Source organism: Gemmatimonadaceae bacterium, assembly GCA_035633115.1.
Taxonomy (GTDB): Bacteria; Gemmatimonadota; Gemmatimonadetes; order Gemmatimonadales; family Gemmatimonadaceae; genus UBA4720.
The window spans coordinates 181,076-207,891 of sequence record DASQFN010000047.1; the positions used below are offsets into that span (position 1 = coordinate 181,076).

Consider the following 26,816-nt stretch of genomic DNA (forward strand, 5'->3'; position numbering starts at 1 on the left):
CCATGATCGAGACCCTGAAAGTAGGCGACCAGCTGCTCGCGGTTATCGTCTCACGCAGCTTCGACAAGCCGGGAATCCATTTTTTCACTCCCGATGACCTGTCCCAGCAACTGGCCTACATGCGGCATCCGGTCGGGAAAGTGATTGATCCACACATTCACAATCCGGTGAGCCGCAGCGTCCAGTACACGCAGGAGGTGCTGTTCATCAAACGCGGCCGCCTCCGCGTGGATTTCTACGACAACAACCGGAGTTACATCGAGAGCCGCATCCTTGAGGGCGGCGACGTGATTCTCCTCGCAACTGGCGGACACGGATTCGAGGTGCTGGAAGAGATAGAGATGATCGAGGTGAAGCAGGGCCCTTACGCCGGCGATCAGGACAAGACACGGTTCGACGGCGTGTCGGCCGACGAGGTGACGATCGGGCGGGGAAGCGGGTGAGCGAATTCATTCCCGTCAACGAGCCGGTCCTCGACGGAAACGAAAAGAAATACCTCGCCCAGTGCATAGACAGCGGGTGGATCTCTTCCGAAGGGCCGTTCGTCCGCGACTTCGAGATCAGGTTCGCCGAGCGCGTCGGACGAAAGCACGGCGTCGCAGTGTGCAACGGCTCGGCCGCGCTGGACGCGGCAGCAGCTGCGATACGCCTCGGTGCAGGCGACGAGGTGATCATGCCGACTTTCACGATTATTTCGTGCGCCTCCGCCATTACGCGGCTTGGCGCTACGCCGGTGCTCGTGGACTGCGACCCCGCGACATGGAACATGGATCCATCGGCGATAGAATCGCGGGTCACACCGAAAACCAAAGCGATCATGGTTGTCCATCTCTATGGGCTTCCGGTGAATATGGATCCGGTGCTCGACCTCGCGAAGCGCCACAACCTCCGCATAATCGAGGACGCGGCGGAGATGATCGGCCAGACCCATCGCGGCCGGCCATGCGGATCGTTCGGCGACCTCTCGACGTTCAGCTTCTACCCCAACAAGCACATCACGACAGGCGAAGGCGGGATGATCGTCACCGACGACGAAGCTCTCGCCGAGCGGTGCCGGTCGCTTCGCAATCTCTGCTTCGCGCCGCGAAGGTTCGTCCACGAGGAACTGGGCTGGAACTTTCGCATGACCAATCTCCAGGCGGCGCTCGGCCTGGCCCAGCTCGAGCGGCTCGACGAATTCGTGGCGCGCAAGCGGCATTCATTCGCGCGTTACATGACGCTGCTCGCCGACGTTGGAGGCATCCGGCTTCCCGTGGCCTGCACCGAGTACGCCGACAACATCAACTGGGTATTTGGCGTCGTCCTGGACGACGAGGTTCCTTTTGACGCGATGGGAGCGATGACGCGTCTCACAAAGCTGGGCATCGGGACGCGTCCATTTTTCTGGCCGATGCACGAGCAGCCCGTGTTCAGGCGGATGGGACTGTTCGCCGATGAGCGGTACCCTCAGGCGGAGCGCATAGCGCGCCGCGGTTTCTATCTTCCCAGCGGACTCGCGCTCACTGACGACCAGATTGTGCGCGTCGCCGAGGCAGTGCGGCGGATTCTGGCTTGAGCTCATTTGTCGCCCGAGGCCCTTCCACTGGTGCACCCGGGGGTGACATTTCTACTGGCGTTTGACACGTCACCAAGTAGTAATTGACCTGAGTCAATACCGGTATGACATTTCTCACTCTTTCCGATTGCAAGCCCCGTTGACAACTCCGCGACCCCGCCCGACCGAGCCACTGTTGCCGCCAGTTCCGTGGGAGCCGGGGAGGGTGGATCCTCCCTCCGAGGGAGGATCGACCACTGTCGTGTCGTTGCTGAGCGTCCTCCTCAGGTACCGGGCACTGATTGTCGTGCTCGGGTTGCTTTCCGGCTTTTACGCCGGCTATCTGAGCCTGACCTCGCCCCGTTACTTCACTACCGAGGCCAGTTTCATGCCCCAGGGCGGGCGTGGGCAGAGCCAGCTTTCCGGGCTCGCACAGCAATTCGGCCTGGGCTCAGTGGACGGTGGGCAGTCGGCGTCATTCTACATGGACCTTGTAGAGTCGCGCTCCCTCCTGGCAGCCGTCGGCAACCGCGATTACTCGATGCGCACCGATTCGGGGGTTGTGACGGGAAACATCGTCAAGATCTACGGAATCCGTTCGAGGAATCCGGCAGTCCAGAAGATACGCATGGTCGACGCTCTCAGGGGCCAGGTGGACAAAGCCGTGAATACGAGAACGGGCGTCATCACGGTCAAGGTTCAAGCTCGAACTCCCGAGATGGCCGTTCAAATCAGCCGGAACATCCTCGACGAGGTGAACAGGTTCAATCTCAACCGGCGGCAGGCGCTGGCGGGTGCCGAGCGCAGCTTTGTCGAGAAGCGACTTGGCGAGGCGCAGCTGGAGCTCCGGCAGGCGGAAGAGAACCTCCAATCCTTCCTCACCGAGAATCGCGAATTCAGAAGCTCACCCGGTCTTCAGCTCGAATTCGACCGTCTCAATCGCACCGTGTCGATGAGGCAGCAGCTGTATAACGGGCTGGCGCAATCGTACGAGCAGGCGAAGATCGAAGAAGTCCGGGATCTTCCTGTGATCACGGTAGTCGAGCCACCGGAGACGCCGATTGCGCCGGAGCCACACGGCACCGTGCGCAAGACGCTCATTGGGATCATCGTCGGCGTGGCAATTGGTATCCTCATTGCCTTCGGCAGCCACCTGATAACACGGTTGACGCGCAACCAGCAGTCGGACGACTTCGTTGAATTTGCCGCGCTGTCGCGCGAGACAATGGACGACCTCATACATCCGTGGCGTATCTTCACGCGGCTGCTGCCCCCTCGGCGCCAATCCTGACGGTGTCGGCAACGGTTGGTCGAGTGGACGACTCAGGACATTCGGCGCGCCGTCCGACGGTCGAAAACGACCCTTCGAGTGCGTCTGCCGAACCGCGGGTTGGCTCCCGCGAGAAACTGTTCCGATAACCGATGCCCGCTCATCACATGCCTGCCGTTTCGCTCGTCGTCGCAGTCCGAAATCAGGAGAGGTACATCGGCCGGTGTATGCGCTCCATCCTCAATCAGACTTACCCGAGAGATGAGTTCGAGGTGATTGTGGTAAACGACGCGAGCACCGATCGAACCCGTTATGCGCTGGAGCTCTTCGGAGATGACATCCGGCTGATCGACAACACCGACCGGAAGGGCCTGCCCGGGTCGCTCAACATCGGTATCAGGTCGGCGCGGGGACGGTTTGTCGTGCGGATCGATGGCGACGATTACGTTCATGCGGAATACCTGAACGTTCTTTCGATGCACCTGGCGCTCAACACCTGGATGGATGCGGTGGCATGCGACTACCACCTGGTGGCGGACGACGACTCTGTCATCGAGAGGCGCAACTGTGCGGAGCATCCAATTGGGTGCGGCATAATGTTCCGGATAGATCAGCTCGTGGAGCTGGGCCTCTACGACGAGCAGTTTCTCCTTCACGAGGACCGCGACCTTCGCATCAGGTTTCTCGAGAAGCACCAGATCCACCGCGTCGCCCTTCCGCTCTACCGGTACCGGCGTCACGGAGAGAACATGACGAACGATCATGGGGTGGTGAACGGCTACATGAAGGATCTGGAAGCGAAGCACGGAGCGAAAAAGGTCAACGGGAATGCGTGAGCTCCACCTCGGCAGCCGTCACGTCACGGACGACTCACCACCTTACATCATTGCGGAGATCGGCGTCAATCACGAGGGGTCGCTCGACCTCGCGCGTCAGCTGATAGATCTCGCGCGGGAGGGAGGCGCGGACGCGGCGAAGTTCCAGACCTACAAGGCGGAGACGCTGGCGTCGCGGCACAGCCCGGCGTACTGGGATTTGACGAAGGAGCCGACGACGAGCCAGTTCAAGCTGTTTCAGAAATACGATGCTTTCGGCCCGGACGAGTACCGGCAGCTCGCTCGTCATTGCGAGGAAACCGGAATTGATTTCGTGTCGACTCCGTTCGATCGTAAAGCGGTGAAGCTGCTCGATTCGCTGATGCCCTTCTTCAAGATTGCTTCAGCGGACCTGACGAATACTCCACTGCTGCGACAGGTCGCGCGCTGCGGGAAGCCGGTGGTGTTGTCAACGGGGGCGTCGACGCTGCTGGAGATCGGGGAAGCGGTCGCGACGCTGCGCACCAGCGGGTGCCTGGAGCTGTCGCTCCTCCACTGCGTGCTCAACTATCCAACGGCCGACGAGAACGCGAATCTCGGGATGATCACCGGGCTGAGGCAGGCTTTCGGCGACCTCGTCATCGGGTATTCCGACCATACCGTACCGGACGAGGGCATGACCGCTCTGTGCGCGGCCTACCTGCTGGGGGCGCGAGTCATCGAGAAACACTTCACCCACGACAAATCGCTTCCCGGCAACGATCACTATCACGCAATGGACGTCGACGACCTGAAGCGCTTCGTCGCGAACGTCCGGCGCCTAGAGGTGCTCCAGGGTCAAAGCACGACGAAGCGCCCTGTGCCTACCGAGGAGATGGCGCGCGCGAATGCGCGGCGCAGCATCGTTCTCGACGCGGCCGTCAGCGAGGGCGCAGTGCTCACCGAGGAGGCACTGACGTACAAGCGGCCCGGGACGGGAGTGAGTCCCGTCTACTGGGACAGCATCATCGGGCGGCACGCAGCCCGGGATCTCGAGCGAGACCACGTTCTTCAATGGGACGACCTCATCCCGCTGGAATGACCGGCGCGTGGGGGCCGCCGTCCCCATGGGTCGGTGTCTGATGGAGCGAACGGTTGCCATCATCCAGGCCCGCATGGCTTCCGAGCGACTTCCCGGCAAGGTGCTCCTCGACATTGCCGGCCAGACGATGCTCGAGCGGGTCATCCGGCGCGTTCGCGGCGCCCGTCGGGTGGATGAAATCGTCGTCGCAACTTCGGTCAATCCGCTAGACGACGCAGTCGTCGCAGCGTGCACGGCTTTCGATGCGACGGTATTTCGCGGCAGCGAGGACGACGTGCTCGACAGGTTCCACTCCGCTGCGCGCGCATTCGGCGCCCGGGTCTGTGTCCGTGTGAGCGCCGATTCCCCGTTCGTCGATCCGGAGGTCTGCGATCAGGTCATCGATGCCCTCGCGACCTCGAATCCGCCTGCAGACTACGCCAGCAACAAGCTCCGGCCGAGCTTTCCGCTTGGCCTCGACGTGGAGGCGTTTACGGCCGTCGCGCTCGAGCGCGCCTGGCACAAGGCCGGGGAGGCTTACGAGCGCGCCCACGTGACGCCTTATATCTATGGGCATCCGGAAGAGTTTCGGCTGACTGCAGTCGAGACCGATGTGAACCGCCACAACTGGCGCTGGACGGTGGATAGCCGCGAGGATCTGGAGTTCGCGCGCGCGATGTTCGAGCGGCTTGGGGGGGGAAACGACTTCAGCTGGCGCGACGCGGTGGCGGTGGTGAATCGGGAGCCCGCTCTGGCCGAAATCAACGCGCTTTCGATGCAGAAGGACGTCACGGCCGGCTGAGCCCATGCGTGAGCGCTGAGTGGAGGAGACTCTGCTTGGGCTCCTTTGACGGCCTTATATTCATCCGCTACGTCACCACCAGTCCAGCCACCCTTAACATCCGTTTAGTCTCTCCGTCAACCAATATGATAGCGCGCACCATTTATAGAAATTGAGCGATACACTCAAATCAATGAGCCGCTATGCGCGCCTGGCCGCGCATATTGCGATTCAGAAGTCCCCGCCGTCATTGCAGGCATTGTTCAGCCATACTGAGGAATACCGCAAGCGGAAGATGGCGGGCTTGTACAATCGGGGCGTCGCGAAGGATCCGTCGAAGGGCACACTACTCTTCTGGGTCCCGGGCGGCATGCCTCTTCTCCTCCACGTCGAGACTTCGATCGCGGCCGCAATGAAGCTTCGCGGCTATCGCGTCCACGCCGTCATCTGCAATGCGCCCTACCGCGCCTGTGCCATCCGGACGGCGAGTGACGGTGTCCCGATTGAGAATTGGCGCGACCGGTGCCCTACGTGCCTCCGCAAGACGAGCTCGGTGCTCGAGACGATGGGAATCACTTATTCCTACAACGGCGACTTCATCTCCGAAGCGGAGCGCAGCGCTCTCTGGGAGAGCACGGCCGATGTCACGTGGGACACGCTGGAGACGCTCAGCTACAAGGGCATCAGCATCGGCAAGAACATTCGCTCCTCGATCGTCCGCTATCTGCAGGGGGGCTTGCTGGCAGGGCGCGAAGCTGTTGTGCGGGAGTTCGCCTTCAGCGCACTGGTTACTGCCTGCGCGGCGGAGAACGCCTTCGACCGGTTCGATCCCTGGCGCGTGTTCATGTCACACGGTGTCTACGTCGACTGGGGCCCGGCACTCCACGTGGCGCGCGCGCGGGGCATTCCCGTCACCGCGTGGAAGTCGTCGTACCTCTCGTGGCATTTCTACCTGCGTCATGTCGAAGATCCGACGCGAATCGACTTCAAGGGCGTCAGCCCGACGAAATGGAACGAGATTCGTCGCGCAGACCTGACTCCTCGCCAGAACGCCCGGCTCGACAAATTCTTCGACGATCGATACCAGAAACAGATAAGCTTCGACATGAGGCAGAACCTGAAAGCCTACAACAGCGACGTCAGCGCCCTCCGCGCGAAGTACGCGTCGACCGATAAGCCCGTTTGGGCGGTTCTCGCGCACATCAACTGGGACAGCGTCGCCGATTTCGCGCCGATGGCGTATCCATCGTTTGAAGAGTGGATGGTCGATACGATACGGCAGGCGATAGGAATTTCGGACGTCCAGTGGCTGATCAAGATCCACCCCGCCGAGGCCCGGGACGATCCGGCCGGTGGAGTGCAACGGCTCATCGAGACCACCTTCGCCACCTTGCCCGACCATGTTCGCGTCATTCCGGCCGAGGAGGAGATAAGTCCCGCCAACCTGTTCGAGCTTATTGACGGGGGCGTGACGGTGTACGGGACAGCGGGCCTGGAGCTCGCCCTCATGGGCAAGCCGGTAATTCTTGCCGGTGAGGCCCACTATGGTGGCAAAGGGTTCACACACGATGGACTCACGCCGGGCGAATACCGCGACCTTCTCCAGCGTGCCAGCACCCTCGGTCCGCTATCCAACTCGCAACGTGCCGACGTTCGCAAGTATTCGTACTCGCACTTCATACAGCGGCAGGTTCCGATGGAGCTGCTGCACGATCCAAAAGGTCCCTGGTGGAATCTTCAGCACGAAAAGCGCGAGCTTTTGCTTCCCGGGAACGATCCATTCGTGGGGCTTATCTGCGACCGGCTGGTGGACGGATGCGACTTCCACATGGACGAGTCGCTGGTCGCTGTGTCCGGCCGGGAGCTGGCCGGAGAATCTCGATGATCGTTCCCTACGAGGGGATGTAGAGGCATTCGTGCGCGATGAGCTGAAGCTGGCTGCCGCGGCTCTACGACGCGAGCTCCGGCTTCCTGAAGACTGCCGTGTAATGCCATGCGAACGGTCTCGAAAAGGGAAGCCGCAATACGCCTTTGTCAGCCAGCAGCAGGAGGCGCTCGATTGCCCGCGGCAAGCGGAGACGCCGACGCAGACGAAACACCCGGAAAATGGTCTCCAACCCGTAATGAGCGAAACCCGTAAAGAACCAACCCGGAAGAACTTTTTCCAATTCCCACCCGGTGAGGGACGCGATGCGCGCGAAATCGCTCATCACGAATCCATCAGCGACCTCATCAGCGGCGGAATGAGCCTTCGCCGGAAACAGCTTCCGGTAGACAGGCCGGAGCCGGGTGAGTGTCTGCATCCAGAAGAAATTGGGCTCTATCCCGAAGACGATCCGGCCACCAGGCTTCAGCACTCTGTCCATCTCCCGGACGGACTTGTCCAGATGAGGAAAGTGATGAAGCGCCGCTACCGTATAAACCACGTCGACCTGGCTGTCGCCGATCAGGATCTGGTTGGCATCGAGGCAGCACAAGACGACGGGTTTCTCGGCCAGAAGGTGGTTGTTCTCCCTCGCGTACTCCAGCATCGAAGGCGATAGCTCCGAGAGGATATAACAGCTGAATTGATCTGTCCGTCGCAGGAACAGGTCGGCATCGAACCCCACACCGCCCGCGAGCTCCAGGATGACCGCCCGGTCGTCCAGCTGTCTGGCCACCTCGTCGATCACCCGCTGATGCGCATTCAGGTTTCGCTCGGTGGCCATCTGGTTGTTCTCGACCCACCGCTCTCGCGAATCCGAGTGGTACTCGGCGTCGCGCACTGTGACTTCTTCCATGGAATCGGGAAGAAGATCCAGTATGTTGTCCCTGTTCCGCAGAAGATCCGGTACCGCTTGAGCGGTACGGAGCTTCAGAACCCTTGTGCGCATACGTGTTATGAAGGTGTGATTAAAGTGTTCAGGCGTTGGGGGGCTATCGGCCGGGTTGCGTTATCCACCGTTTGGATTGCACATCGTATGTCATAACCGCCGCGTCGCCGAAGGAATTCGGGTCTCGCGCGCCCGTGAACGAATAAGAGCCGACCACGACGGTGCTCACGCCGAGATTTTTCACGCCGCGCGCATGAGACTGGGCGCGGGCATCCGTGACGTGCAGGTCGGTCACGGAACAGCGGTGGCAGTTTGCGTCCACGAATATCGCATAGGTGTCATCTACCTTTGCCTGTGGGGAACCGTTGTCTCGTGACGTCACATTCGAGACGCTGATGTCGTCGCAGCCGATGAGACGCACCACATTGCCCGATGAAAACGACGACGCGACTCCGATGATCTGCGAGGAATCACAGGATTCCATCCGGATGCAACCGGTGTCGGTGGGACCGCCCAGATAATTGATTCCCATGATTTGAACCTGGCGAGCCGATCTTACGGCTATGCCACCGGCTTTCTTCGGGCCGACCTGCTGAATGAAGCAGCCGATAATCGACGTATAGCCCACATTGCGATCGCCCGGTGACTTCCCCTCGATCATGATGTTCTGTCCAATGTTCTCGCCGAGGTATCCACCGATGACAGAATTGATGAGGTTGTTGTGGGCAGATTGGCCGGTGATGTGAATGCCGTGCGAATCGTTGGAGTTGATGAGATTGTCGGTGATGCGGTTCCCCCCGCTGGCCACGATCAACCCGACGCCGACGTTCGAGCCTATCTCCGAGCCTGAGATCCAGCTGTCGCTATAGACACGTACTCCAGTGCCCTTGTTGTTGCGCACATACGACTGTCTGAGCTCACACAGCCCCTGGTTGAAATAGATGCCGCAAGTTGTGAAGCGGTCGACGAGAACGTTCAGCAATCTTGCCTTGTTCCCGTCCTTTCCATACCAGCCATAGGTGCCGAGGTTGTTGCCGTCGAGATGCACGAGTGACAGCTCGAGACCGTTCACTCCACCGGCGGGAACGAACATCGGTGACGCACTCGCGCTGACAAGGCGTGTGTTTGCCCCCGCGTCGAGGCTCCACCCCTGGCCTACGAACCGTATCGTGCCGCCGCGGATCCTCGGAATCCTGATTGAGTCCACAAGGTAAGTGCCGGCCGGGAGATCGATCACGCCACCGCCGGCCGCAGCGACGGCATTCACCGCCGACATTATTGCCGCAGTGTCGTTCGTGCGGCCATCGCCCTTTGCCGCGTAGGGATGCGCCCTGACGTTCACCGTGAGACCGCAGCAGTTGGCGGGCGGAGCTGTATCCGCGCTGTTGAAGGCAGGCGGTTGCGCGAATGGCAAGACGAGCGCACTCCCTGTGCCGCCGGCGACAGCGCCGCCGGCGACAGCGCCGCCGGCAAGGGAAAAGAAGGTTCGGCGATCGATTGTCATGCGCGAGGGCTCTCCGGCATTTTCCGAGTCTGGAAGTTGATTCTAAGTTTACAGTCCCGAGACGCGCTCCGTGATGATCAGTGTATCTTGTAGCTCATGATCGAGATACTCCATGTTGGCTGTGCGCCGAGAGAAATGCTCTCTTGAGCGTCTTCGCGGGCTACTCCCGCTACTATGACCTGCTCTACCGCGACAAGGATTACGCCGCCGAAGCACGCCACGTCCACGACATTCTGCAAAAACATGCGCCGGGCGTTCGCTCGCTGGTCGAGATCGGATGCGGCACCGGCGCCCACGCCGCGGAGCTGGCATCGCTCGGCTACGACGTCGTCGGGGTGGACATGAGCGTGGGTATGCTTGCGGCTGCCGCAGCGAGGAAGGGAGAGCTGCCGGCCGCGCATGCCGAGCGAATCGAGTTTTCGCACGGCGATGCGCGGAGTGTCCGGCTCGGGCGACGATTCGGCGCGGTGGTCTCCCTTTTTCACGTCATGAGCTATCAGACTTCGAACAGCGATCTCGCGGCGGCGTTTGCAACGGCGGCCGCGCATCTCGAGCCTGGCGGAGTCTTTGTTTTCGACTGCTGGTACGGCCCCGCCGTGCTCACCGACCGTCCATCGACCGTCGTCAAGAAGCTGGCGGACGAAGCGATCGATGTGACGCGAGTCGCCGAGCCTGAGATGCACGCCGAGGAAAACGTTGTTGACGTCAACTATGCCGTAACAATCACAGATCGGGTCACCGGCAAAGTCGAGACGCTTCATGAGACCCACCGCATGCGATATCTCTTCACCCCGGAGATAGCGATGATGCTTGAAGCGACGGGAATGGCACTCATCGAGTCCCGCGAGTGGATGACTGACAGAGCTCCGGGATTCCACAGCTGGTCCGCATGCTTTGTCGCCCAGCGGTCGCAATCTTGAGCCTTGCCGGGTGCCGGGCCGGGTTTTCGCGGGCACCCGGCGAACGCGAGGCGGTCGTTCCCCGCCGCCGATGAAGAGGATCGGCGTGCTTCTTACGGCTCGCCCGGTGGGAGGAGCGTTTCAGTACACGCAGGCCATACTCGAGGCCGCCCTCGAGCTGCCGCGCGACCGCTACTCCATCGTGCTTGCGTATTCCGATCCATCGTGGCTCGATGTAATTCGCGATCGTGCGAGGGCATTCCGGTTGAACGATTCGCTATGGAGTCGCCTCCTGAACCGGATATGGCACGAGGCCCGGCTCCCAGTGTCGGCCTGGCGGAAATTCGCGGCGCCATTCGACTCGAATATGCGCACGCTCGTTGCCGAACGATGTGATCTCTGGATCTGTCCCAACCATGATCGCTACGCTTTCAGGGCGGAGATCCCCGCATTGGGAACCGTGCACGATCTGATGCATCGGTATGAGCCGTCATACTCCGAGGTTTCCGAAAACGGTGAATACGCCGCCCGCGAATTCCATTTTTCCGAGACCTGCCGGTGGTCGAAGGGGATCCTGGTTGATTCTCGTGTAGGGAAGGAGCAGGTGCAGGCATCGTATGGAGTGCCCCCAGGAAAGGTATTCGTCCTGCCGTACATCGCACCCGGATACATTTACGACCATGACGCGGCGGCGGATGCCGGGCTCGAGCAGTGCTATTCGCTGCCCTCGAAGTACTTCTTCTATCCCGCGCAGTTCTACACGCACAAGAATCATCGTGCCTTGATTGCCGCACTGGCTCGAATGCGGGAGTCGCATCCCGATGTCAAACTGGTGCTGGTCGGTCTCAAGGAGCGAAACGGATTTCCAATCGTTCAACAGCTGGTCGAGGAGAACGGCCTTGGCGACAATGTGCTGTTTCTGGGTTACGTTCCCGACACGGATATCCCCGGACTTTACCGCCGTGCCCGCGCGCTTGTGATGCCCACATTCTTCGGTCCTACAAACATCCCTCAGCTCGAGGCATTCGCCATGGGATGCCCGGTCGCCACTTCCCGGATCTACGGAATTCCAGAGCAGGTAGGCGATGCCGCACTTCTCTTCGATCCCCATTCCGTGGACGAGATTCACGAGTGCATGGTGCGACTGTGGACCGACGACCGTCTCTGCGCGACGCTCGCCGAGCGCGGCAGGAAGCACGCCCGTGAGTGGGGGCCTCCGCAGTTCCGTGATCGTCTTCTCGAAGTGGTCGAAGCGCTGACGTGAATATCGACAAACCCCCGTTCGTATCGGTCATTATCCCCACATTCAACCGATCCGCAACGCTGCAGATCACCGTGGAGACCTTTCTCGCGCAGTCGTATCCCGCAGACCGGTTCGAGATCGTAATCGTCGACAACGGCTCGACGGACGACACACCGCAAGTCATCGAGAAAATGACCGCCCGCGCACCCAATGTTCGCGGAATGACCGACGGCCGTCGTGGGGCCCATTTCGCGCGAAACAGCGGAGCAATTTCCGCGCGTGGGAGCATACTGTACTTCACCGACGACGACATGCTCGCGGCGCCCACGCTGCTCGAAACGATCGTGACGGCATTCGCACCTGGCTCACAAGTCGGATCGGCAACGGGGCGAATACTGCCGCGGTGGGAGACCGAGCCTCCCCGCTGGGTTCTCGAGCATTGCCGGAATGAGCTTCTGAGCCTCAATGATCGCGGGGAAGCGACGATTATTTCCGACCATGATCTCGGAGTGTTCAGCTGCCATCAGGCGATCTTGCGCGAAGCTTTTATGGCCGCCGGAGGCTTCAACCCGGACACCAATGCGGAACACTTCACGGGCGACAACGAAACAGGCCTCAACATCAAGGCGCGGAAGCTGGGATATCGATTTGCTTACGTCGGCAGCTCTGTCACGCACCACATGATACCCGAGTCGCGGATGACTCAGCGGTACCTGAACAGCAGGTTCGCGGATCAGGGATTCTGCGACAGCTATACCGCGTATCAGGCCGTTCAGGCGAGAACGCCTCGACTCGCGGCGCGTGTTGTCGCGCACGGGCTGCTTGCCGGCGTCACTGCGGCCAGGGCTCTCGTACGGCGTGTCGCCAATGATTCGCGTTGGCGTCTCGATCTCGCGCGTCTGTTCTATTATCGCAATCGGGCCCGGTACGATACGCGGCTCATTCGTCACGCCGAGTGGCGTCGGTTCGTGCTCCGGTCCAACTGGCTGAGCGACGACGACGAGCCAGCTGACGAGGTCGCCCGGATGTCCGCGCGTCGTGCTGCGAGCCGCTAGTCTTTCGCCGGAGGAGTCGGTTCTGCCGTTGAAAGGCGGGCGCCGAACCCGCGGACATCGCGCCGCTGGAACAGCCGAGTACCCGCTCGTGTCTGTCGTGACAGTGGTTCACAATCGCGCGTCGCAGATCGAGAGAACGATCCTTGGCGTACTCGAGCAGACCTACCCCCACATCGAGTATATCGTCATCGATGGCGGCTCCACCGACGGGACAGTCGACATCATCCGTCGGTATGACGACCGGATCGATTACTGGGCGAGCGAACCCGACACCGGGATCTACGACGCCATGAACAGGGCGATCGACCTCGTTCTGGATCCCGATGCATATGTGCTCTTCGCCAACTCCGACGATCGTCTCTACGCCAACGATGCATTGGCGCGCCTGGTGGCGGGAGGCAAAGGCGCTGATCTCGTGTACGGCAGAATGGTACTCAGCGACGGCGACGTCTCGGCAGTACACGGCAGGGAGGTCGAGCTCAGGGATCTCGCGGGGGAGACGCTCTGTCATCCCGCAACGCTGACCAGGCGAAAGGTGTTTGATGAGGTGGGGAAGTTCGATACGAGCTTCCGCATTGCGGCCGACTACGACTTTCTCGTCCGTTGTTTCGCCCATCCGGTGACGACCCGGTATGTGCCCGAAATAGTATCGCGTATGGCGATGGGCGGCATGAGCGAGGACCACTACATCCTCTCATGCCGTGAGAGAAAGCGAGTTGTGCGCACGAGGTTCAAATCGCTCACGCGTCTCGTGGGAGTGTGGCGCGTCAACCTGTATGACATACCTCGCCACACGGCGCGTCACTGGCTCAGCCGCGCCGGACTGCTCGGCTACTGGCGAGCTCTCAAACGACTTTAACCGAGCCAATGCATCCCGCTGCAGGACTTACAGTTGTGGTTCCCACCTATATGCGCAGCGAGGGCCTCGGGCTTTGCCTCGAGGATCTCGCTGCGCAAGACACACAGGAGCCCTTCGAGGTGGTGGTCGTCCTGCAAGCACATCCGCCGGGCGCGGCCGAAGCGCTGAGAGAGCGATTCGGCGGTCGCCTTCAGCTCGAGTGCCTGACGTATCCCGAGGGACTCGGTACGAGCCGCGCCCGAAACATCGGTTGGAGGAAGGCCCGCGGCGAGATCATCGCTTTTACCGAGGACGACGTTCGGCTCCCGCGGCATTGGGTGCGGGCGCTGCTCGCCTTTTACGAGGACGAGTCCGTAGGGGCCGTGGGAGGATTCGTAGATCATCCCGGGCATTTCAGCCCTCTGCGGAACGCAGTGTATCGCCTTCTCGGCCTCACCTCGAGCCGGTACAAGATCGACTGGGGCGGCTTCAACGTGGGTCCCACCGCGCATCCGGATCACGACCTGCTTGCCGGGTGGCTCTCGGGTGGTAACATGTCGTTCCGGCGTTCCGCTATCGAGCGCGCCGGGGGCTTCGACGAAGCAATCGGGACTTTCTGGCATGAGGACGCGGATCTTTCTCATCGTGTGGCCAGGTCGGGGTGGCGGATGCTCAGTACACGGAAGATGACGGTCGAGCACTACCCCAGCGCGACAGGCAGGCCTCCGCTTCATGTTCAGATGCGCGAGCGTGAGCGCACTCGCGTTTTATTCGTGTGGAAGGCAATCGGCGACAAGCCTTTGTGGCGGGCGCGCTATGCCGCGCGACTGGTGCTCCAGGCAGCCGCGATGTCTGTCGTCGGACTCGCGAAGAGGGATATTCGGATCCCGGTGAACGTGCTGCGCGGCGGTTGGGACGGTTACAGGGGATTACCCACGGCGCGGGCGGCCAGTGAATCGAAAAGGGAGGCTCACGGTTGAGCGGCTCGATCACCATCGTCATTCCAACATTCAATCGCATGAGAGCACTCGAGGCGGTTTGGCCCTCATACCTTCGCCACCCCGATGTTGCCCGCATCATTGTCGTGGATGACGGTAGCACGGACGGCACGAAGACAATGGTTGAGCGCTTGGCCCGCTCGGCACCTGTCCCGGTCCATGTAATCCGCCATGACGAGAGGCGAGGGCAGCCGGCGTCACGACTGACGGGAATTGCCGCGGCGACTACGGAGTGGATACTGTTTGGCGAGGACGACGTCTGGCTTTCCGACGACTATTGCTCCACTCTGCTTCATGAAGCCGGAGCGCTGGGCGCGTCGATCATCGCCGGACGGATTGTGACGGCTTTGGTCCCTGGGGATTTCTCCGAGGACCGGCTGGTCGACCCGCCAAGTGACGCAAAGGATTACGAGTCGGTTTTCGACATCGATTCCATGGGCGCTGATTATTCGGCGCGAGTCCCCGAGCCGATGTCGGTGCCGTACTTACATTCGATCGCACTGATCCGGCGCAGTATTTTCGACAGCGTTTCCTTCGATACGTGGTACGCGGGAAATTCGTGGCGAGAGGAGACTGACTTCTACCTGGCGGCGAACACGAGCGGGGCGAAGGTCTATTTCACGCCCAACACCGTTTGCTATCATCTGCGCGGACCCATCTGCGCGTCGGGAGGTCAGCGCATCAACCGGCTGCGGCTGGAATATCTCGTCTGGCGCAATACACGTTATCTGGTGTCGAAACATTGGCAGTATCTCAAGCGTGTGCACGGCCTTCGCGGCTCGGTGAACGGCTGGATGGTCAGATACTATCTTCGTCGCCAGCTGGCTCAGCTGCAGAGGATCGCACGTCACGGCGCGAGGTCCACGTATCGTGGATAGCGTGAACCGGGAACGCGCCCCGAGATTCCCAACGTCCGCAGGAATACTTCTTGGCGTGGCGTTGTGTGCCAGCCTGACGGCGATCGTTCAGGCGACTCTGGGCGAGTCGACGACCGGCGCGACGCTTTTTTTTGTTGGACAGGCCGCGCTCTCGTTTGCTTTGATCCGGCTGATTGACGGCGATTGGATCTTTCAGGATATCAGGCTCCTGTTCGCCATCTTTGTTTTCCTTTACGGCGGCACGCTTCCCCTGATCGCCGCTTTTGACAACCATCACAATCCAGGCATCACGGGAGCTGCATTTCTCTACGGGACAGCCTTGTTGGGCTTCAACGTCGTGCAGTGGTGGTACAAAATGCCCTGGCGCGACGTGCCCCCCTCGGCCTTCGCGAGGATCCGCCCCACTACGGCGAATCTGGCGACCCTTGTCTCCGTGTTTGGTTTCATGATCGCGTATGCGTACTACAGAGGCTTGCGCCTCGCACTCAACATAGACCGTACGCAACTCCAGTTTCTCGGTACGCAGCTCTGGATAGTTTGTCAGTTCGCGATGAACGGGGCGGCGATGTTCATGTTTGCAGGATGGACAAATCTCACCCCCCGGAGACGCGCGATCGTGGTTGTCGTGGTTACGGCGTTCGTGCTGATCCAATTGTCATTCGGCAACCGTCGCGACTTCCTGCCGCTCCTGGTGTTCATCGCAGCTCTCATCGCCACACGCAGGCAGTCCGTAATCCGCGCCGGCACTGTCGTTCTGGGTTCCGCGGCGTTCGCGTTCTTCCTGCTGATTGCTCTGGTGCGTCAGATCATCCAGTACCCGAGTCTGCTGGCCAGGAGCTCGGTGCAGTTGCTGCTGGAGAGCAACGAGTTCGTCGTCCCGATTCAAACATTGATGCACTATTCGACAGTGGAGCGTCCGTTGCGCTGGGGCTGGACATATATCCTGGCGCCGGCGCTTTTCATTCCGCGGAAGGTCTGGTCCGGAAAGCCGGAGAGTCTCTCTCTGGAATTCCTGCGCGACACGTTCGGTTACACCGCCATGATGGGCTACGCTTATACGCCGGTCACCGAGGCGTTCATCAATTTCGGGTGGGTAGGGCCGTTCGCGGTATTTGCGATTCTCTCCCTCATGATAGTCAAGCTTGTCCGTCACGCGGATACGCATCCGAGCCTCTATTTCATCTCTTATGCAATGGTGGTGGACTTCAATCGCGGGGATTTCGCGGGGATTTTCTACACGTTTGTCGCTATCTGTGCGACCTATTACACAATGCACTTCCTATCGAAGCTTACGTGGGCCGGCAGATCTTCGCGTGTACCCCTGCGAACGCTGCCGGACTCGGGTACCTCGGGACATCCGGCACCACTGAACGTCTGATGCGATCGAATCGCACCCGAGACGACTATCGAGCTGCGTTCCTTGCGACCAGGTCGCGAGCAGCGGTTTCAAAGGTTCGCTCGGTCGTGAAGCCCAGCTCGCGCTCGATCTTCGCCGCGCTGTAGACAGCGTTTCGGGACAGCTTGGACAGCGCCGCCGAGTTGAACGGCAGCTTGCGCCGTGTGACCCGTTCGCCGAAATCCGCGGCCACCGCACTAGAGGCAAGCAGAGCCCGCGGCACATGCCATCTGGGCGGCCGCCGTCCAAGAGCCCGAAGAATGATCTGATAAATCTCGCGCGAGGAATACGCGTGAGGCTCGGCGACAATGTAGACCTTGCCGGCCGCTTCCGGCCTTTCGGCGACCAGAATCGCGGCGCGCGCCGCATCTTCGACATGGATGAGACTGCGCTTGCCCGCGTAATCAGGGAGCGGGGGGAAGACTCCTCGATCGATCGCCCTGATCATGCGTGCCAGATGGCCTTTGTGACCCGGGCCGTACACCATGGGAAGTCGAATGCAAACGGTCCTCATCCCTTCCAGGCCGTTCATTTTCAGCACCAGGTCCTCGGCATGCAGCTTGGCGCGGCCGTAGGGCGTCGTTGGATCTGGGGGACTGGTCTCATCGATCGCGGATGCGGAGCCCTCCGGCATCACGGCGCAGGTGCTGAAAAAGACGAAGACACCGGCCCCCGCGTTGGCAGCGGCGCGGAGAAGGTCCCGCGTACCCTCGACCGTTACGCGCGTGTGCTCCGCGTCTGCATCATGACCGTCGTCTACAATGTGAACGCGGGCGGCAAGGTGGAACACGACGTCCGGCCGAACGTCATTCAGTCCAACGATGGGATCCCTGCCGAGGTCGGCCGAGATCGCATCAGGTCCGGACGCTTTTCGCGAAAGGCGGTAAACCCCGACGCCCATTTCCTCGAGGCGCGAACAGAGTACGCGCCCGATGAAGCCGCCCGCCCCCGTAACTAGACACGTCTTCACTGCAGGAAGTCGCCCGGCTGAATGTCAGCCACTTTCTGATCAGCGATTCGCGGAACGATCTGTCGCAGAGACACCTGGAGTGCTGAATACTCGCTTGTCGCCGCTGAGCTCGTACTCGAGCAACTTGAACTTTTCGCGCAGCCAGATGCCGGCGCGAATAAGCGTTCGGGACAGGGGATTGTGCTGGCTCGCAATGTAGTAGTCGTAGAACTTCCGCAGCTCCCGATGCATCAGGCGGATCTCTCTCAGCCCATCCTTGTTTATGCTCTTTCCGCTGTAGTGAAGCACGACCGCGTCGGGCACATAATAGATGTTCTGCTTGTGCTGTCCCAGCATGTGGCAGTACGCCAGATCGACGAACGCGAGGGTCAATCTCTCGTCGAGCATGCCGTAAGTCTCCCAGGTGCTGCGGCGGATGATGAAGCTCGTAGTCCCGATGCTCTCGACGGTCTGCACTCGACTGTAGTCGAACCTGGTGTTGTAATAGACATCGGTGATCGGGTTGCCGGGCCAGATCCTATGCAGGCTCAGTGACTGGAAGGCCATCGCAAGCGGTCTTGCAAAGCTCCGAATACAGTGCTGCACAGAGCCGTCGGGGTTTACGAGCTTGGGTCCGGCCGCAGCCGCATCCGGGTGCTGATCCATGAATCGCACCAGGGTCTGAAACGCGCCCGGTCGAACTATCACGTCGCTATTGAGGAGCAATCCGTACCGCCCCTGGGCGGCCCGGAGTCCGGCGTTGTTCACCTTTGCGTAGCGAAGGTTGGTGGTGTTGCGAATCACGCGAGTCTCACGAAACAGCTCGTTCACCATCTCGACGCTGCCGTCAGTCGAGCAATCGTCCACGACAATCACCTCGAAACTGATTTCTTTCGTGGTGTCGTAAATCGATCTCAGGCAATCACGAAGAAGGTCCTTCGTGTTGTAGCTCGCGATGATGACGGATAGATCGACCGCACCCATTGACGTTGTCGTCACCGCGATGCGAGAGTCCGCTGATATCCGAGATTCCTTGACGCGAGCTCATCCGCCGCGATCTGGGAGCGATCGACGAACTCAGGTAGCGTCTTCGCCCATTCGGCGAACTTTTCCAGGCCAGCCTTCAGCGGAGTTGTGTCCCAGTCGGGGAAGTACTTCCGCAGAAGGTCGAGGTCCGCCCAGTTGTGGCGGATATCGCCGATTCGATAGTCGCCAGAGACTGCCATCTCGCTGGTGCTTCTCCACGTATCTCGGAGTATCTGCGCAAGGTCGATCAGTTTCGTGGGATATCCGCTGCCGACGTTCATCAGCACCGGAGAGCTCTTTAGACTCAGTGACGATGCAAGTATCTCGGCGACGTCGTCGATGTAAACGAAGTCGCGTGTCTCGTTGCCGTCCTCATAGATGTTGACGGGGAGATTCTGGCGCATCTGGTTGCTGAAGATCGAGATGATCCCCGTGTACGGGTTCCGAAGCGACTGGCCCGGCCCGTAGACGTTCTGAAGACGTAGAACCGTCGTCGCGATGCCCAAGGCACGTCCCATTGTCAGCGAGATGCTTTCCTGAGCCAGCTTTGTACACCCGTATATCGATGCGGGCTGGGCGACGCTCCATTCGGTCGTTGCGACTGGCCACGCCTCTTCGCCGCAGACGGGACAGCGCGGCTCCCAATGTCCGGATTCGAGCTGCGGCTTTGAACGCGGCTCGGGCGACACCAGCCCGCATCGGGCCACACAACGGTATGCACCTTCCCCGTAAACTGCCCGGGACGAGGCGACCACCACACGTTTCACCGTCGTCTTCTCGTTCGCCAGAATCTCCCAGAGCAGTGCAGTTCCGCCGACGTTTACATCCGTGTAGTCGGCGACTCGGTACATCGACTGGGCGGTACCGGTCTGGGCAGCGAGGTGTATCACGGCGTCGATGCCGTCCAATGCCTTTTTCCAGTCTTCCCGCGCACGAACGTCGCCGAGAATCATTTCGTTTGGCGGCCGGCAATAATCAGGTTTTGCGGCGGCGTCAGCATCATGAACCTGTGGATCCAGGTTGTCGAGCCAGCGAACCCATCGTCCAGTTGAATGGAGCCGTGCCGTGACGCCACGACCAATGAAACCCGCGCCGCCCGTAACGAGGATTTTCGTGGTGTCCGTCAGTGGTTTTCTCCGATGTCGAATGCGTTCAAGAGTTGAGCGCGAATTGTATCCAAATGGTGACGCTGCATCTATTTTGCTTAGGGGGAAACAGACCCGCGCGACAAGGACAAAGTGAGCCATTTGCTACTCGATAAACAAGTCGCAGTGACGCAGGACAACGGGCAGGGACGCCGCGGATTGCCGCAGGCCGTCGTGATCCACGACTCCTTCTGCCTCGGCGACCTGATCTATCTCGGGGCAATGCTGGCTGCCCTCAGGGAACAGGCACCGAGTCTGCCCATCTCGGTCGTGGTGGGCGGAATCGCGAGGGAGTTTCCGTTCTTCGAGAGCATCGGCGTGCGCCTTATCGAGCTCGCAGTGCCGTGGGACGATCGTCGCTGGTACAAGCGGCCATTTTATACGCTCAAGGGACTCCCCCGCGCCGCAATGGGTCTTCGCTCACTCGCCGAAGAGTCGCTTCTTGCCGATCCCCGCGGCGATCTGCGGCATATAGCCGTCGCCACGCTCGCCGGCCGGAGAACGTTGTCCAGCCTTTCTCTCGGGAAGTGGGGGCGGCTTTGGGGCCGGTTGCCGAATCACATATTCGTCGCGCGGAGAGACTGGTTCTGGAAGCTTCAGGACTCTCTTGGTCTTCCCAGAACCGAGCCGAAGTGGCCATGGATCGAGGTTCGGGGCGCGCCGCCGAAGGATCCAGCTGCGCCTCCGACCGTCCTCCTTTCGCCCGGAGTGGCGGGGCGGCTGAGAGAATGGAGCCCCGAGAAATGGAAGCAGCTCGCCGCGATTCTCCGCAACATGGGCCTTCATTGCGTCTTCATCAGAGAGCCAGGGAGGAGACCTTCAGTCCTCGATGAGGAAGAGGAATGGAGCGGGAGTATCGAGCAGCTCGCTTCGCTCGTTGCATCCGCCGATCTGGTCGTCGCCGTGGACTCGTTTGTTGGACATCTCTCGGCCGGTATCGGTACGCCGACGCTGACGCTGTTCGGGCCTCAGCTCCCGGAGCTCTGGACGCCATGGGGAGCACATGCGCAATACGTTATCGCTGAGCCGTTTTCGTGTCGTCCATGCGTTCAAAAAAGGTGCGTGCAGCCCGGTGGTGCGTCGTGCATGGACCTTCTTCAATTGAAGGTCGTGGTCGATGCAGTCGGTAATTTCTTTTCGAGAGCGGCGCCGGTTACCTAGCTATTCGGAAGCCCTTCGCCAGCGTGCCGCGATCCCTGAGCTCGAGCCGCTCGTCGGGCGGTTTGCTGCTGCAGGGGAGGGGAGCATCACCGCATCGGTCTCCGGAGACGGGCAAATAGACGCTCAAGCCCGACAGCGTCGTGATTGGCTTGACAAGACGTCGTGACGGGCGCCGCACGGGTTCGCTGAGCGCGACCGCGCATGCCGTCGCGAGCATTACTCCGAGGCCGGCAGGCACGAGTTTGCGCAGGCGAACCTCGTTTAGCCGCTCATCCCCCGACGCAGCAACGGAAAGCGCGAGCACCCCAATTGCAACCACCCACAATGGGCCAATTGCAAAACGAACGGCCGGCGCCGTGAAGAGCCAGAACGCCAGGAAAAGCACGGACGGCAGCAGGAAGATGTAAGCACGTGCCGCAGCGGGATTCGTCAGGCGTCTTCGCCGTCGTCGGTTGGCGAAAGCCAACGCGACTCCGAGCGCGAGAGCAAACGCTGCCCCCACGACGTCGCGATCGCGAGCGGTCGCAGCGAGCCATCTCTGAACCCAATCCTGGTTTGCGAGGACTTCGCGCGGATCCATTCCGGGACTCCTGGCCCAGGCGAAAATCCAGTCGGCGTCTGAACGAATGATCGAGGCCGGAGTTCTCCAGTCCACGGGAAGGTATCCGATGGCCGATGGGTAGGCGATGTACCCGCTCAGCATGACACCATGTGCGATCCATAGAACGCCAGCAAGGATTGCCGGCAGGATCATGCGAGCGAGCCGCCGCCCCCGAGCGCTGCTCCCGTGTGCGACGGAAGGAGAGCTTGCAGCCCGCGGCGTCCACCAATTCCACAGTGCCAGCGCGACGGCTCCGACCGCGAAAATCGCAAGGCTCACTTTCACGGTTACTGCAATGGCCATCAGCAGGATTATCTCGAAAACGCGGTAATCCCAGTCCGATTCCGATAGGTTTTCATCGGACGCTCTGCGCTCGGTACCAAGAAGTCGCAACAACTCCGCCGACACCACCACAGTGAGTAGGAATACGACGCCATCCGGCGACATCGACGATGCATACTGTCGCGCCTGCCAAAGCGTTACCGGGACCATCATCGTCTGGAACCATCCAACGGGACCCATTTTCTGCCTGCCCGTCACTGCCGCATGCACTCTCAGAATTCCCTGAACGATCACTGGCAAAAACATGAGGCCCGCTGCAAGGCGCAGCGTGGTGCCATGGATTCTCACGGCGTCGGTGAGCGCAGCGAAAAGGAAGAAGGAGCTGTTCGTTCCGAACCGCCCGTCGACGTTCGCCAGTCCCGGCACTACCGGGTAGGCTTGAGCCCAGCGAACGCTCTGCAGATGGTACAACCCCGTGTCATATTGCCGGTCGGGGCCCACTGCCATAGCGGCAACCGTGAGCCATGCAAGCGCGACGAGCGACGACAGGGCTACTGGATTGCGAAGCGACGGTTGGACTGCGCGCTTCCAGTCTTTCAGTGCAACCGATGCACCAGCGAGCCCCACGATCGTTATAGGCACGAACGCCCAGGCATTAACCGGCATCGCGAGGTGCCAGCCGAGGAGGAATATTATCACCAACCCCCAGCCGATCCACCAATCGAAAAACACGTCGCTTTCGTCCACGACGCGCGAGCGAAACGCGCGGCGCACCAGCGCCCCGACTCCGCAGAAAACGAGAGAGAGGAGGAGCCATGCGGCGGCAAGGACGAGGATCTCCAGCATCAGCCTACCGTCACGCGACATTCAGAATCGCCAACCGGCTTCACTCCTTTTCTGGACCTCGAACGTCAGTGAACGTTTCTGTTGCGGTCGCAACGGCGTCACCTAATATCGCAGTTGTAATGCGCACCCGCCGCAACTTCCTCGTCATCTCTCAGGTTTATCCGCCCGACCCCGCAGCCATTGGCCAGCACCTCGAAGACGTGGCGAAGGAGCTTGTTCGGCGTGGCCACCGCGTCATCGTGTACACAGCGGATCATGGCTACGACGATCCCTCTGCTGCGTATGCACGCCGCGAGACGCGGGAGGGCGTCGAAATCAGGCGCGTTCCGCTATCGTCATTCGGGAAGAGATCGATACCGGTGCGGCTCCTCGGTGGCGGTCTTTTTGTTGCCCAGGTAATACTGCGTGCTGCGTTTACGAGGGGAATCGACGCGATCGTGGTGAGCACTTCGCCGCCAATGGGGTCGTGGGGAGCGACGGTGCTCGGTCTGCTGCACCGAGCTCCGGTGAAATACTGGGTCATGGATGTGAACCCCGACCAGATGGTCGCTCTTGGCGTGCTTGGCCGGCGGTCCCTGGCGGCTCGCGGGTTCGACTTCCTGAATCGCCTGGTTCTGCGCCGCGCTCAGGATGTGATAGTCCTCGATCGTTTCATGGCTGAGCGGATAAACTCCAAGGTGGATGTTTCAGCAAAGCTCGCAGTTCTTCCTCCGTGGCCAGCTGAGGATCCAGCCGACGTCGTTTCTCCGGAGGAGAGCCCATTCAGAGCGGAACACGGGCTCGCTGGGAAACTCGTTGTCATGTACAGCGGCAATCACGGACCTTCCAACCCGATTACTACGATTATCGAAGCCGGGAAGCGTCTCTGCGACGAGCCGCGGCTTGTGTTGCTCTTCGTAGGCGGGGGAGTCGGCAAAAAGGAAGTTGAGGATGCGAACTGCCCCAATATCCGCTCACTGCCTTATCAACCTCGGCAGAACCTGGAGCATTCGCTCGCCGCTGCCGACGTGCACGTAGTGACAGTTGGCGACGAGGTGAAGGGAATCGTGCATCCCAGCAAGGTGTATGGTGCAATGGCGGTAGCTAGGCCTATTCTCCTGGTTGGTCCGGCCGAGAATCACATCGCTGACATTCTGAGTAGCAACGACATCGGCTGGCACGTTCGCCACGGCGACGTGGATGGCGCCGAGCGGCTGCTTCGCGAAATCCTGCGGACCCCTCCGGCAGAGCTGCAGGCCAAAGGCCGGCGTGCCAGGGAGCTAATTGCACGCGATGGGGGCAAGGTCGCCGCGTGTGAGCGAGTCTGCGACGTGATCGAGCGCGGGGTTTGACTGTTCGCGGCCTGCCTCGCCGGGCGCGAACAATCGGGTCTTGCACTTGCGAATTACGGCGCTCCATCTTACCTACGATTTCGCATTCTCATGGGCCGTTCCATTCATTAGACATTTCCAGATTCGGGAGATGACCTTGTCCCAGACTCTGGGGACCAGCATCAGGAAACTTCGTTTGGCCACCGGCGCGTGCTGAACGCCGAGGAACTCTCAGCATGGTTCTGAAGGGCGCGATCTTCATTGCAGCTGCCGCCTTGTTGAGCTGGCTGCTGGCAAGCAGGGTGCGATTGTACGCGCTCGACAAACTGGTGGACATTCCCAACGAGCGTAGCTCTCACTCGTCTCCCACACCTCGTGGGGGAGGTCTCGCTATCGTCATCACGGTGCTGGGCGGAGTGGTCGTAGCCGGCATCATGCGCTGGATTCCTCTTGACTTGACGCTGGCGCTGGCGGGTGGCGGGACGATGATTGCCACAGTCGGATGGATCGATGATCACCGCGATGTCGCGGCGCGCATCCGGTTTGCGGTCCAGGTCGCGGCGGCAGTGTGGGCCATGTATTGGCTTCACGGCATGCCGAGGCTCAGCGTCGGCGTTGCCGGCGTCGAGCTTGGCTTCGTGGGGACGATCCTCGGTCTCCTCGGCATATTGTGGGCGATCAACCTGTACAACTTCATTGACGGCATCGACGGGCTTGCAGCCGGCGAGGCAATCACTACCGGAACGATTGCCGGTCTCATGCTCGCGGCGATGGGCCACCCCGGGCTGGCTCTGATCTCGCTGCTGATAGCGGCGGCAAATCTTGGCTTCCTGCCGCTCAACTGGGCGCCGGCCAAGCTGTTCATGGGTGACGTCGGTAGCGGCACTCTCGGTTACCTCTTCGCCGTTCTATCGATCGCCTCCGAGAACGCGGGCGCCGTACCTGTGCTCATCTGGGTCCTTCTCCTTGGCGCGTTCGTGTTCGATGCGACTGTCACGCTTTTCCGTCGAATCGGCAACGGCGAACGCTGGTACCAGGCGCACCACAGCCACGCATATCAGCGCATGGTACAGGCTGGAAGAAGTCATGCGCAGGTGAGCTCGATGATCCTCGGGATCAATCTAGTGCTCGCCGGTCTGGCGATTGTTGCGTGGCTGCTGCCGTCGTTTTTCCTGATCGCGATTGCGGCGGGGACAATACTTCTGGCCGCCCTTTATCTGTCAGTCGAGCGGATCCGGCCGATGCATGCCCACTAGCGCGGCTGACGGCCGGGATCAGGTGGCTCGACATGCAGCGCAAAAGGGTGTGATCGAGGGCGCGTCGACAACCCGGCGTCGGCGCCAATACACGAATGGTCCGCGCGAGGAGACATCGCTCCTCGGGTTTCTGAACGTTCTGCTCCGGCATCGGCGTGTCATCGCCGTGTGCGCTCTCGTGGGTGGGGTGATTCTTGGCGCAAGCGCGTTGACCTCTCCCAGAATGTTCCACGCGTATTCCTCCTTCACCGTGCGAGGAGCGCGCGCGCCGTCGCAGCTGTCAGCCGTCGCCACACAGCTGGGACTCACTATGGGATCCCTGGATGAAAACCAGTCCCTCGTGTTCTACGGAGACCTGGTGACATCCGGCGTCATTCTCGGGCCGGTTTCCCGAAAGCCATATAAGAGCTCACCGAGAGGGAGCGAGAAGCCACTCGCATCGTTCTTCGGTATCGACGAGAAGAATCCCGACCTCGCAGCGTCGCGAGCCCAGGAGGAGCTCACCTCTCGCATCGCCGTAACACCAATTCCGCGGACGGGAGTCATCCTTGTTCGGGTGCGGGCGGAACGGCCACTGCTGGCGCAGCAGATTCTGCAGAACATCCTTACTGAGCTGGACGCTTACAACCTGACGCTGCGCCGGAAGCGGGCTGTCGCCGAGCGGGAATTCGTTGAAAAAAGACTGTCCGACGTCAGCGTAGCGCTGAGGCAAGCGGAAAGCAATTTGAGCACGTTCCTTCAGATGAATCGGGACTACAGCAGCTCTCCGGTGCTCCGGATGGAATTCGAACGCTTACAGCGCGCTGTTCGGATGCGCCAGCAGATCTATACCGCTGTGGCGCAGTCGTTCGAGCAGGCTAAGGTCGAGGAGATCAGGGATTTACCGACAGTTCTAATAATCGATGAGCCGGAAGCGCGTCGCTCCTCGGAACGGCCGATTGCCCTACGCAGAACGCTGCTGGGACTTATCGCCGGACTTTTTGTCGGGATCGTACTGGCATTCGTGCGTGAGCGGGCCGCTGAGACGCGCGAGGCTGGCACGAGCGCGTACACGGAATATTCTGCGCTCAAGAGGAAAGCGTTCGGAGACCTCGCGCGTCCGTGGGCGCCTTTCGGGCGCCTGTTGAAGGGCCAGACCAGATCATAGCCATCGGGT

The 26,816-nt window shown here is 60.8% G+C and carries 24 protein-coding genes; 18 read left to right on the forward strand and 6 right to left on the reverse strand.

The features are described from left to right. Nucleotides 1–2: 2 nt before the first annotated feature. The 7 genes from VES88_05380 to VES88_05410 all read left to right on the forward strand — a co-directional run bounded on the left by VES88_05380 (nt 3) and on the right by VES88_05410 (nt 7,345). The gene (locus VES88_05380; protein HYN80914.1) at nt 3–443 is read left to right on the forward strand and encodes a hypothetical protein; all 441 of its coding nucleotides are present in this window, start codon (nt 3–5) and stop codon (nt 441–443) included. Continuing rightward, nucleotides 440–1,555: a DegT/DnrJ/EryC1/StrS family aminotransferase gene (locus VES88_05385; GenBank protein ID HYN80915.1), complete on the forward strand. Its 1,116-nt coding sequence runs from the start codon at nt 440–442 to the stop codon at nt 1,553–1,555. Before VES88_05380 ends, VES88_05385 begins: the two co-directional genes overlap by 4 nt. 175 nt (nt 1,556–1,730) lie before the next feature. Beyond that, entirely contained in the window at nt 1,731–2,825 is a 1,095-nt protein-coding gene (locus tag VES88_05390) for a hypothetical protein (protein HYN80916.1), read from the forward strand. A 131-nt stretch (nt 2,826–2,956) separates the two neighbouring features. After that, nucleotides 2,957–3,640, forward strand: coding sequence for a glycosyltransferase (locus VES88_05395; GenBank protein ID HYN80917.1), 684 nt, complete (start codon nt 2,957–2,959; stop codon nt 3,638–3,640). Further along, a complete protein-coding gene (locus VES88_05400; GenBank protein HYN80918.1) occupies nt 3,633–4,700 on the forward strand; it encodes an N-acetylneuraminate synthase family protein in 1,068 nt (355 codons plus the stop codon). The genes VES88_05395 and VES88_05400 overlap by 8 nt, the downstream gene beginning before the upstream one ends. Before the next feature lie 40 nt (nt 4,701–4,740). Then, nucleotides 4,741–5,481 (forward strand): glycosyltransferase family protein, encoded by a 741-nt coding sequence (locus VES88_05405; GenBank protein HYN80919.1) that lies wholly within the window; start codon nt 4,741–4,743, stop codon nt 5,479–5,481. A 172-nt stretch (nt 5,482–5,653) separates the two neighbouring features. Further along, nucleotides 5,654–7,345, forward strand: coding sequence for a hypothetical protein (locus tag VES88_05410; protein HYN80920.1), 1,692 nt, complete (start codon nt 5,654–5,656; stop codon nt 7,343–7,345). Nucleotides 7,346–7,409: 64 nt separating this feature from the next. Here the strand turns inward: VES88_05410 and VES88_05415 are convergent, their stop codons facing one another. Both VES88_05415 and VES88_05420 read right to left on the reverse strand, forming a co-directional pair. After that, nucleotides 7,410–8,240: a class I SAM-dependent methyltransferase gene (locus VES88_05415; GenBank protein ID HYN80921.1), complete on the reverse strand. Its 831-nt coding sequence runs from the start codon at nt 8,238–8,240 to the stop codon at nt 7,410–7,412. A 136-nt stretch (nt 8,241–8,376) separates the two neighbouring features. Beyond that, nucleotides 8,377–9,777: a right-handed parallel beta-helix repeat-containing protein gene (locus VES88_05420; GenBank protein ID HYN80922.1), complete on the reverse strand. Its 1,401-nt coding sequence runs from the start codon at nt 9,775–9,777 to the stop codon at nt 8,377–8,379. A 143-nt stretch (nt 9,778–9,920) separates the two neighbouring features. Between VES88_05420 and VES88_05425 the strand changes: the two genes are divergently transcribed. The 7 genes from VES88_05425 (at nt 9,921) to VES88_05455 (ending at nt 17,066) form a co-directional block, all read left to right on the forward strand. Further along, a complete protein-coding gene (locus VES88_05425; GenBank protein ID HYN80923.1) occupies nt 9,921–10,697 on the forward strand; it encodes a class I SAM-dependent methyltransferase in 777 nt (258 codons plus the stop codon). 70 nt (nt 10,698–10,767) lie between these two features. Next, nucleotides 10,768–11,940 (forward strand): glycosyltransferase family 1 protein, encoded by a 1,173-nt coding sequence (locus VES88_05430; protein HYN80924.1) that lies wholly within the window; start codon nt 10,768–10,770, stop codon nt 11,938–11,940. After that, nucleotides 11,937–12,974, forward strand: coding sequence for a glycosyltransferase (locus tag VES88_05435; GenBank protein HYN80925.1), 1,038 nt, complete (start codon nt 11,937–11,939; stop codon nt 12,972–12,974). The genes VES88_05430 and VES88_05435 overlap by 4 nt, the downstream gene beginning before the upstream one ends. Then, nucleotides 12,958–13,833: a glycosyltransferase family 2 protein gene (locus tag VES88_05440; GenBank protein ID HYN80926.1), complete on the forward strand. Its 876-nt coding sequence runs from the start codon at nt 12,958–12,960 to the stop codon at nt 13,831–13,833. The genes VES88_05435 and VES88_05440 overlap by 17 nt, the downstream gene beginning before the upstream one ends. 8 nt (nt 13,834–13,841) lie before the next feature. Further along, the gene (locus tag VES88_05445; GenBank protein ID HYN80927.1) at nt 13,842–14,792 is read left to right on the forward strand and encodes a glycosyltransferase family 2 protein; all 951 of its coding nucleotides are present in this window, start codon (nt 13,842–13,844) and stop codon (nt 14,790–14,792) included. Next, nucleotides 14,789–15,688, forward strand: coding sequence for a glycosyltransferase family 2 protein (locus VES88_05450; GenBank protein ID HYN80928.1), 900 nt, complete (start codon nt 14,789–14,791; stop codon nt 15,686–15,688). The genes VES88_05445 and VES88_05450 overlap by 4 nt, the downstream gene beginning before the upstream one ends. 1 nt (nt 15,689) lies before the next feature. Then, complete coding sequence (locus VES88_05455; protein HYN80929.1) at nt 15,690–17,066, forward strand: hypothetical protein; 1,377 nt, start codon at nt 15,690–15,692, stop codon at nt 17,064–17,066. Nucleotides 17,067–17,091: 25 nt separating this feature from the next. On the opposite strand, the gene VES88_05460 is transcribed toward VES88_05455, so the two are convergent. From VES88_05460 to VES88_05470, 3 genes are read right to left on the reverse strand one after another with little or no spacing between them, the layout of a single operon-like run. Then, a complete protein-coding gene (locus tag VES88_05460) occupies nt 17,092–18,054 on the reverse strand; it encodes an NAD-dependent epimerase/dehydratase family protein (protein HYN80930.1) in 963 nt (320 codons plus the stop codon). Between the two features lie 39 nt (nt 18,055–18,093). Continuing rightward, a complete protein-coding gene (locus VES88_05465) occupies nt 18,094–19,032 on the reverse strand; it encodes a glycosyltransferase family 2 protein (GenBank protein ID HYN80931.1) in 939 nt (312 codons plus the stop codon). Beyond that, nucleotides 19,029–20,306 (reverse strand): NAD-dependent epimerase/dehydratase family protein, encoded by a 1,278-nt coding sequence (locus VES88_05470; protein ID HYN80932.1) that lies wholly within the window; start codon nt 20,304–20,306, stop codon nt 19,029–19,031. The genes VES88_05465 and VES88_05470 overlap by 4 nt, the downstream gene beginning before the upstream one ends. Nucleotides 20,307–20,330: 24 nt before the next feature. Here VES88_05470 and VES88_05475 point away from each other — a divergent pair, with 24 nt between their 5' ends. Further along, entirely contained in the window at nt 20,331–21,365 is a 1,035-nt protein-coding gene (locus tag VES88_05475; GenBank protein ID HYN80933.1) for a glycosyltransferase family 9 protein, read from the forward strand. Here VES88_05475 and VES88_05480 read toward each other — a convergent pair. Then, on the reverse strand, nt 21,358–23,094 hold the full coding sequence (locus VES88_05480; GenBank protein ID HYN80934.1) for a hypothetical protein: 1,737 nt from the start codon (nt 23,092–23,094) through the stop codon (nt 21,358–21,360). The two genes, VES88_05475 and VES88_05480, sit on opposite strands and share 8 nt — an antisense overlap. A 119-nt stretch (nt 23,095–23,213) precedes the next feature. Between VES88_05480 and VES88_05485 the strand changes: the two genes are divergently transcribed. The 3 genes from VES88_05485 (at nt 23,214) to VES88_05495 (ending at nt 26,807) form a co-directional block, all read left to right on the forward strand. Further along, on the forward strand, nt 23,214–24,425 hold the full coding sequence (locus tag VES88_05485) for a glycosyltransferase family 4 protein (protein HYN80935.1): 1,212 nt from the start codon (nt 23,214–23,216) through the stop codon (nt 24,423–24,425). Nucleotides 24,426–24,640: 215 nt separating this feature from the next. Next, a complete protein-coding gene (locus VES88_05490) occupies nt 24,641–25,660 on the forward strand; it encodes a glycosyltransferase family 4 protein (protein HYN80936.1) in 1,020 nt (339 codons plus the stop codon). After that, nucleotides 25,650–26,807: a GNVR domain-containing protein gene (locus tag VES88_05495; GenBank protein HYN80937.1), complete on the forward strand. Its 1,158-nt coding sequence runs from the start codon at nt 25,650–25,652 to the stop codon at nt 26,805–26,807. The genes VES88_05490 and VES88_05495 overlap by 11 nt, the downstream gene beginning before the upstream one ends. Nucleotides 26,808–26,816: the final 9 nt, after the last annotated feature.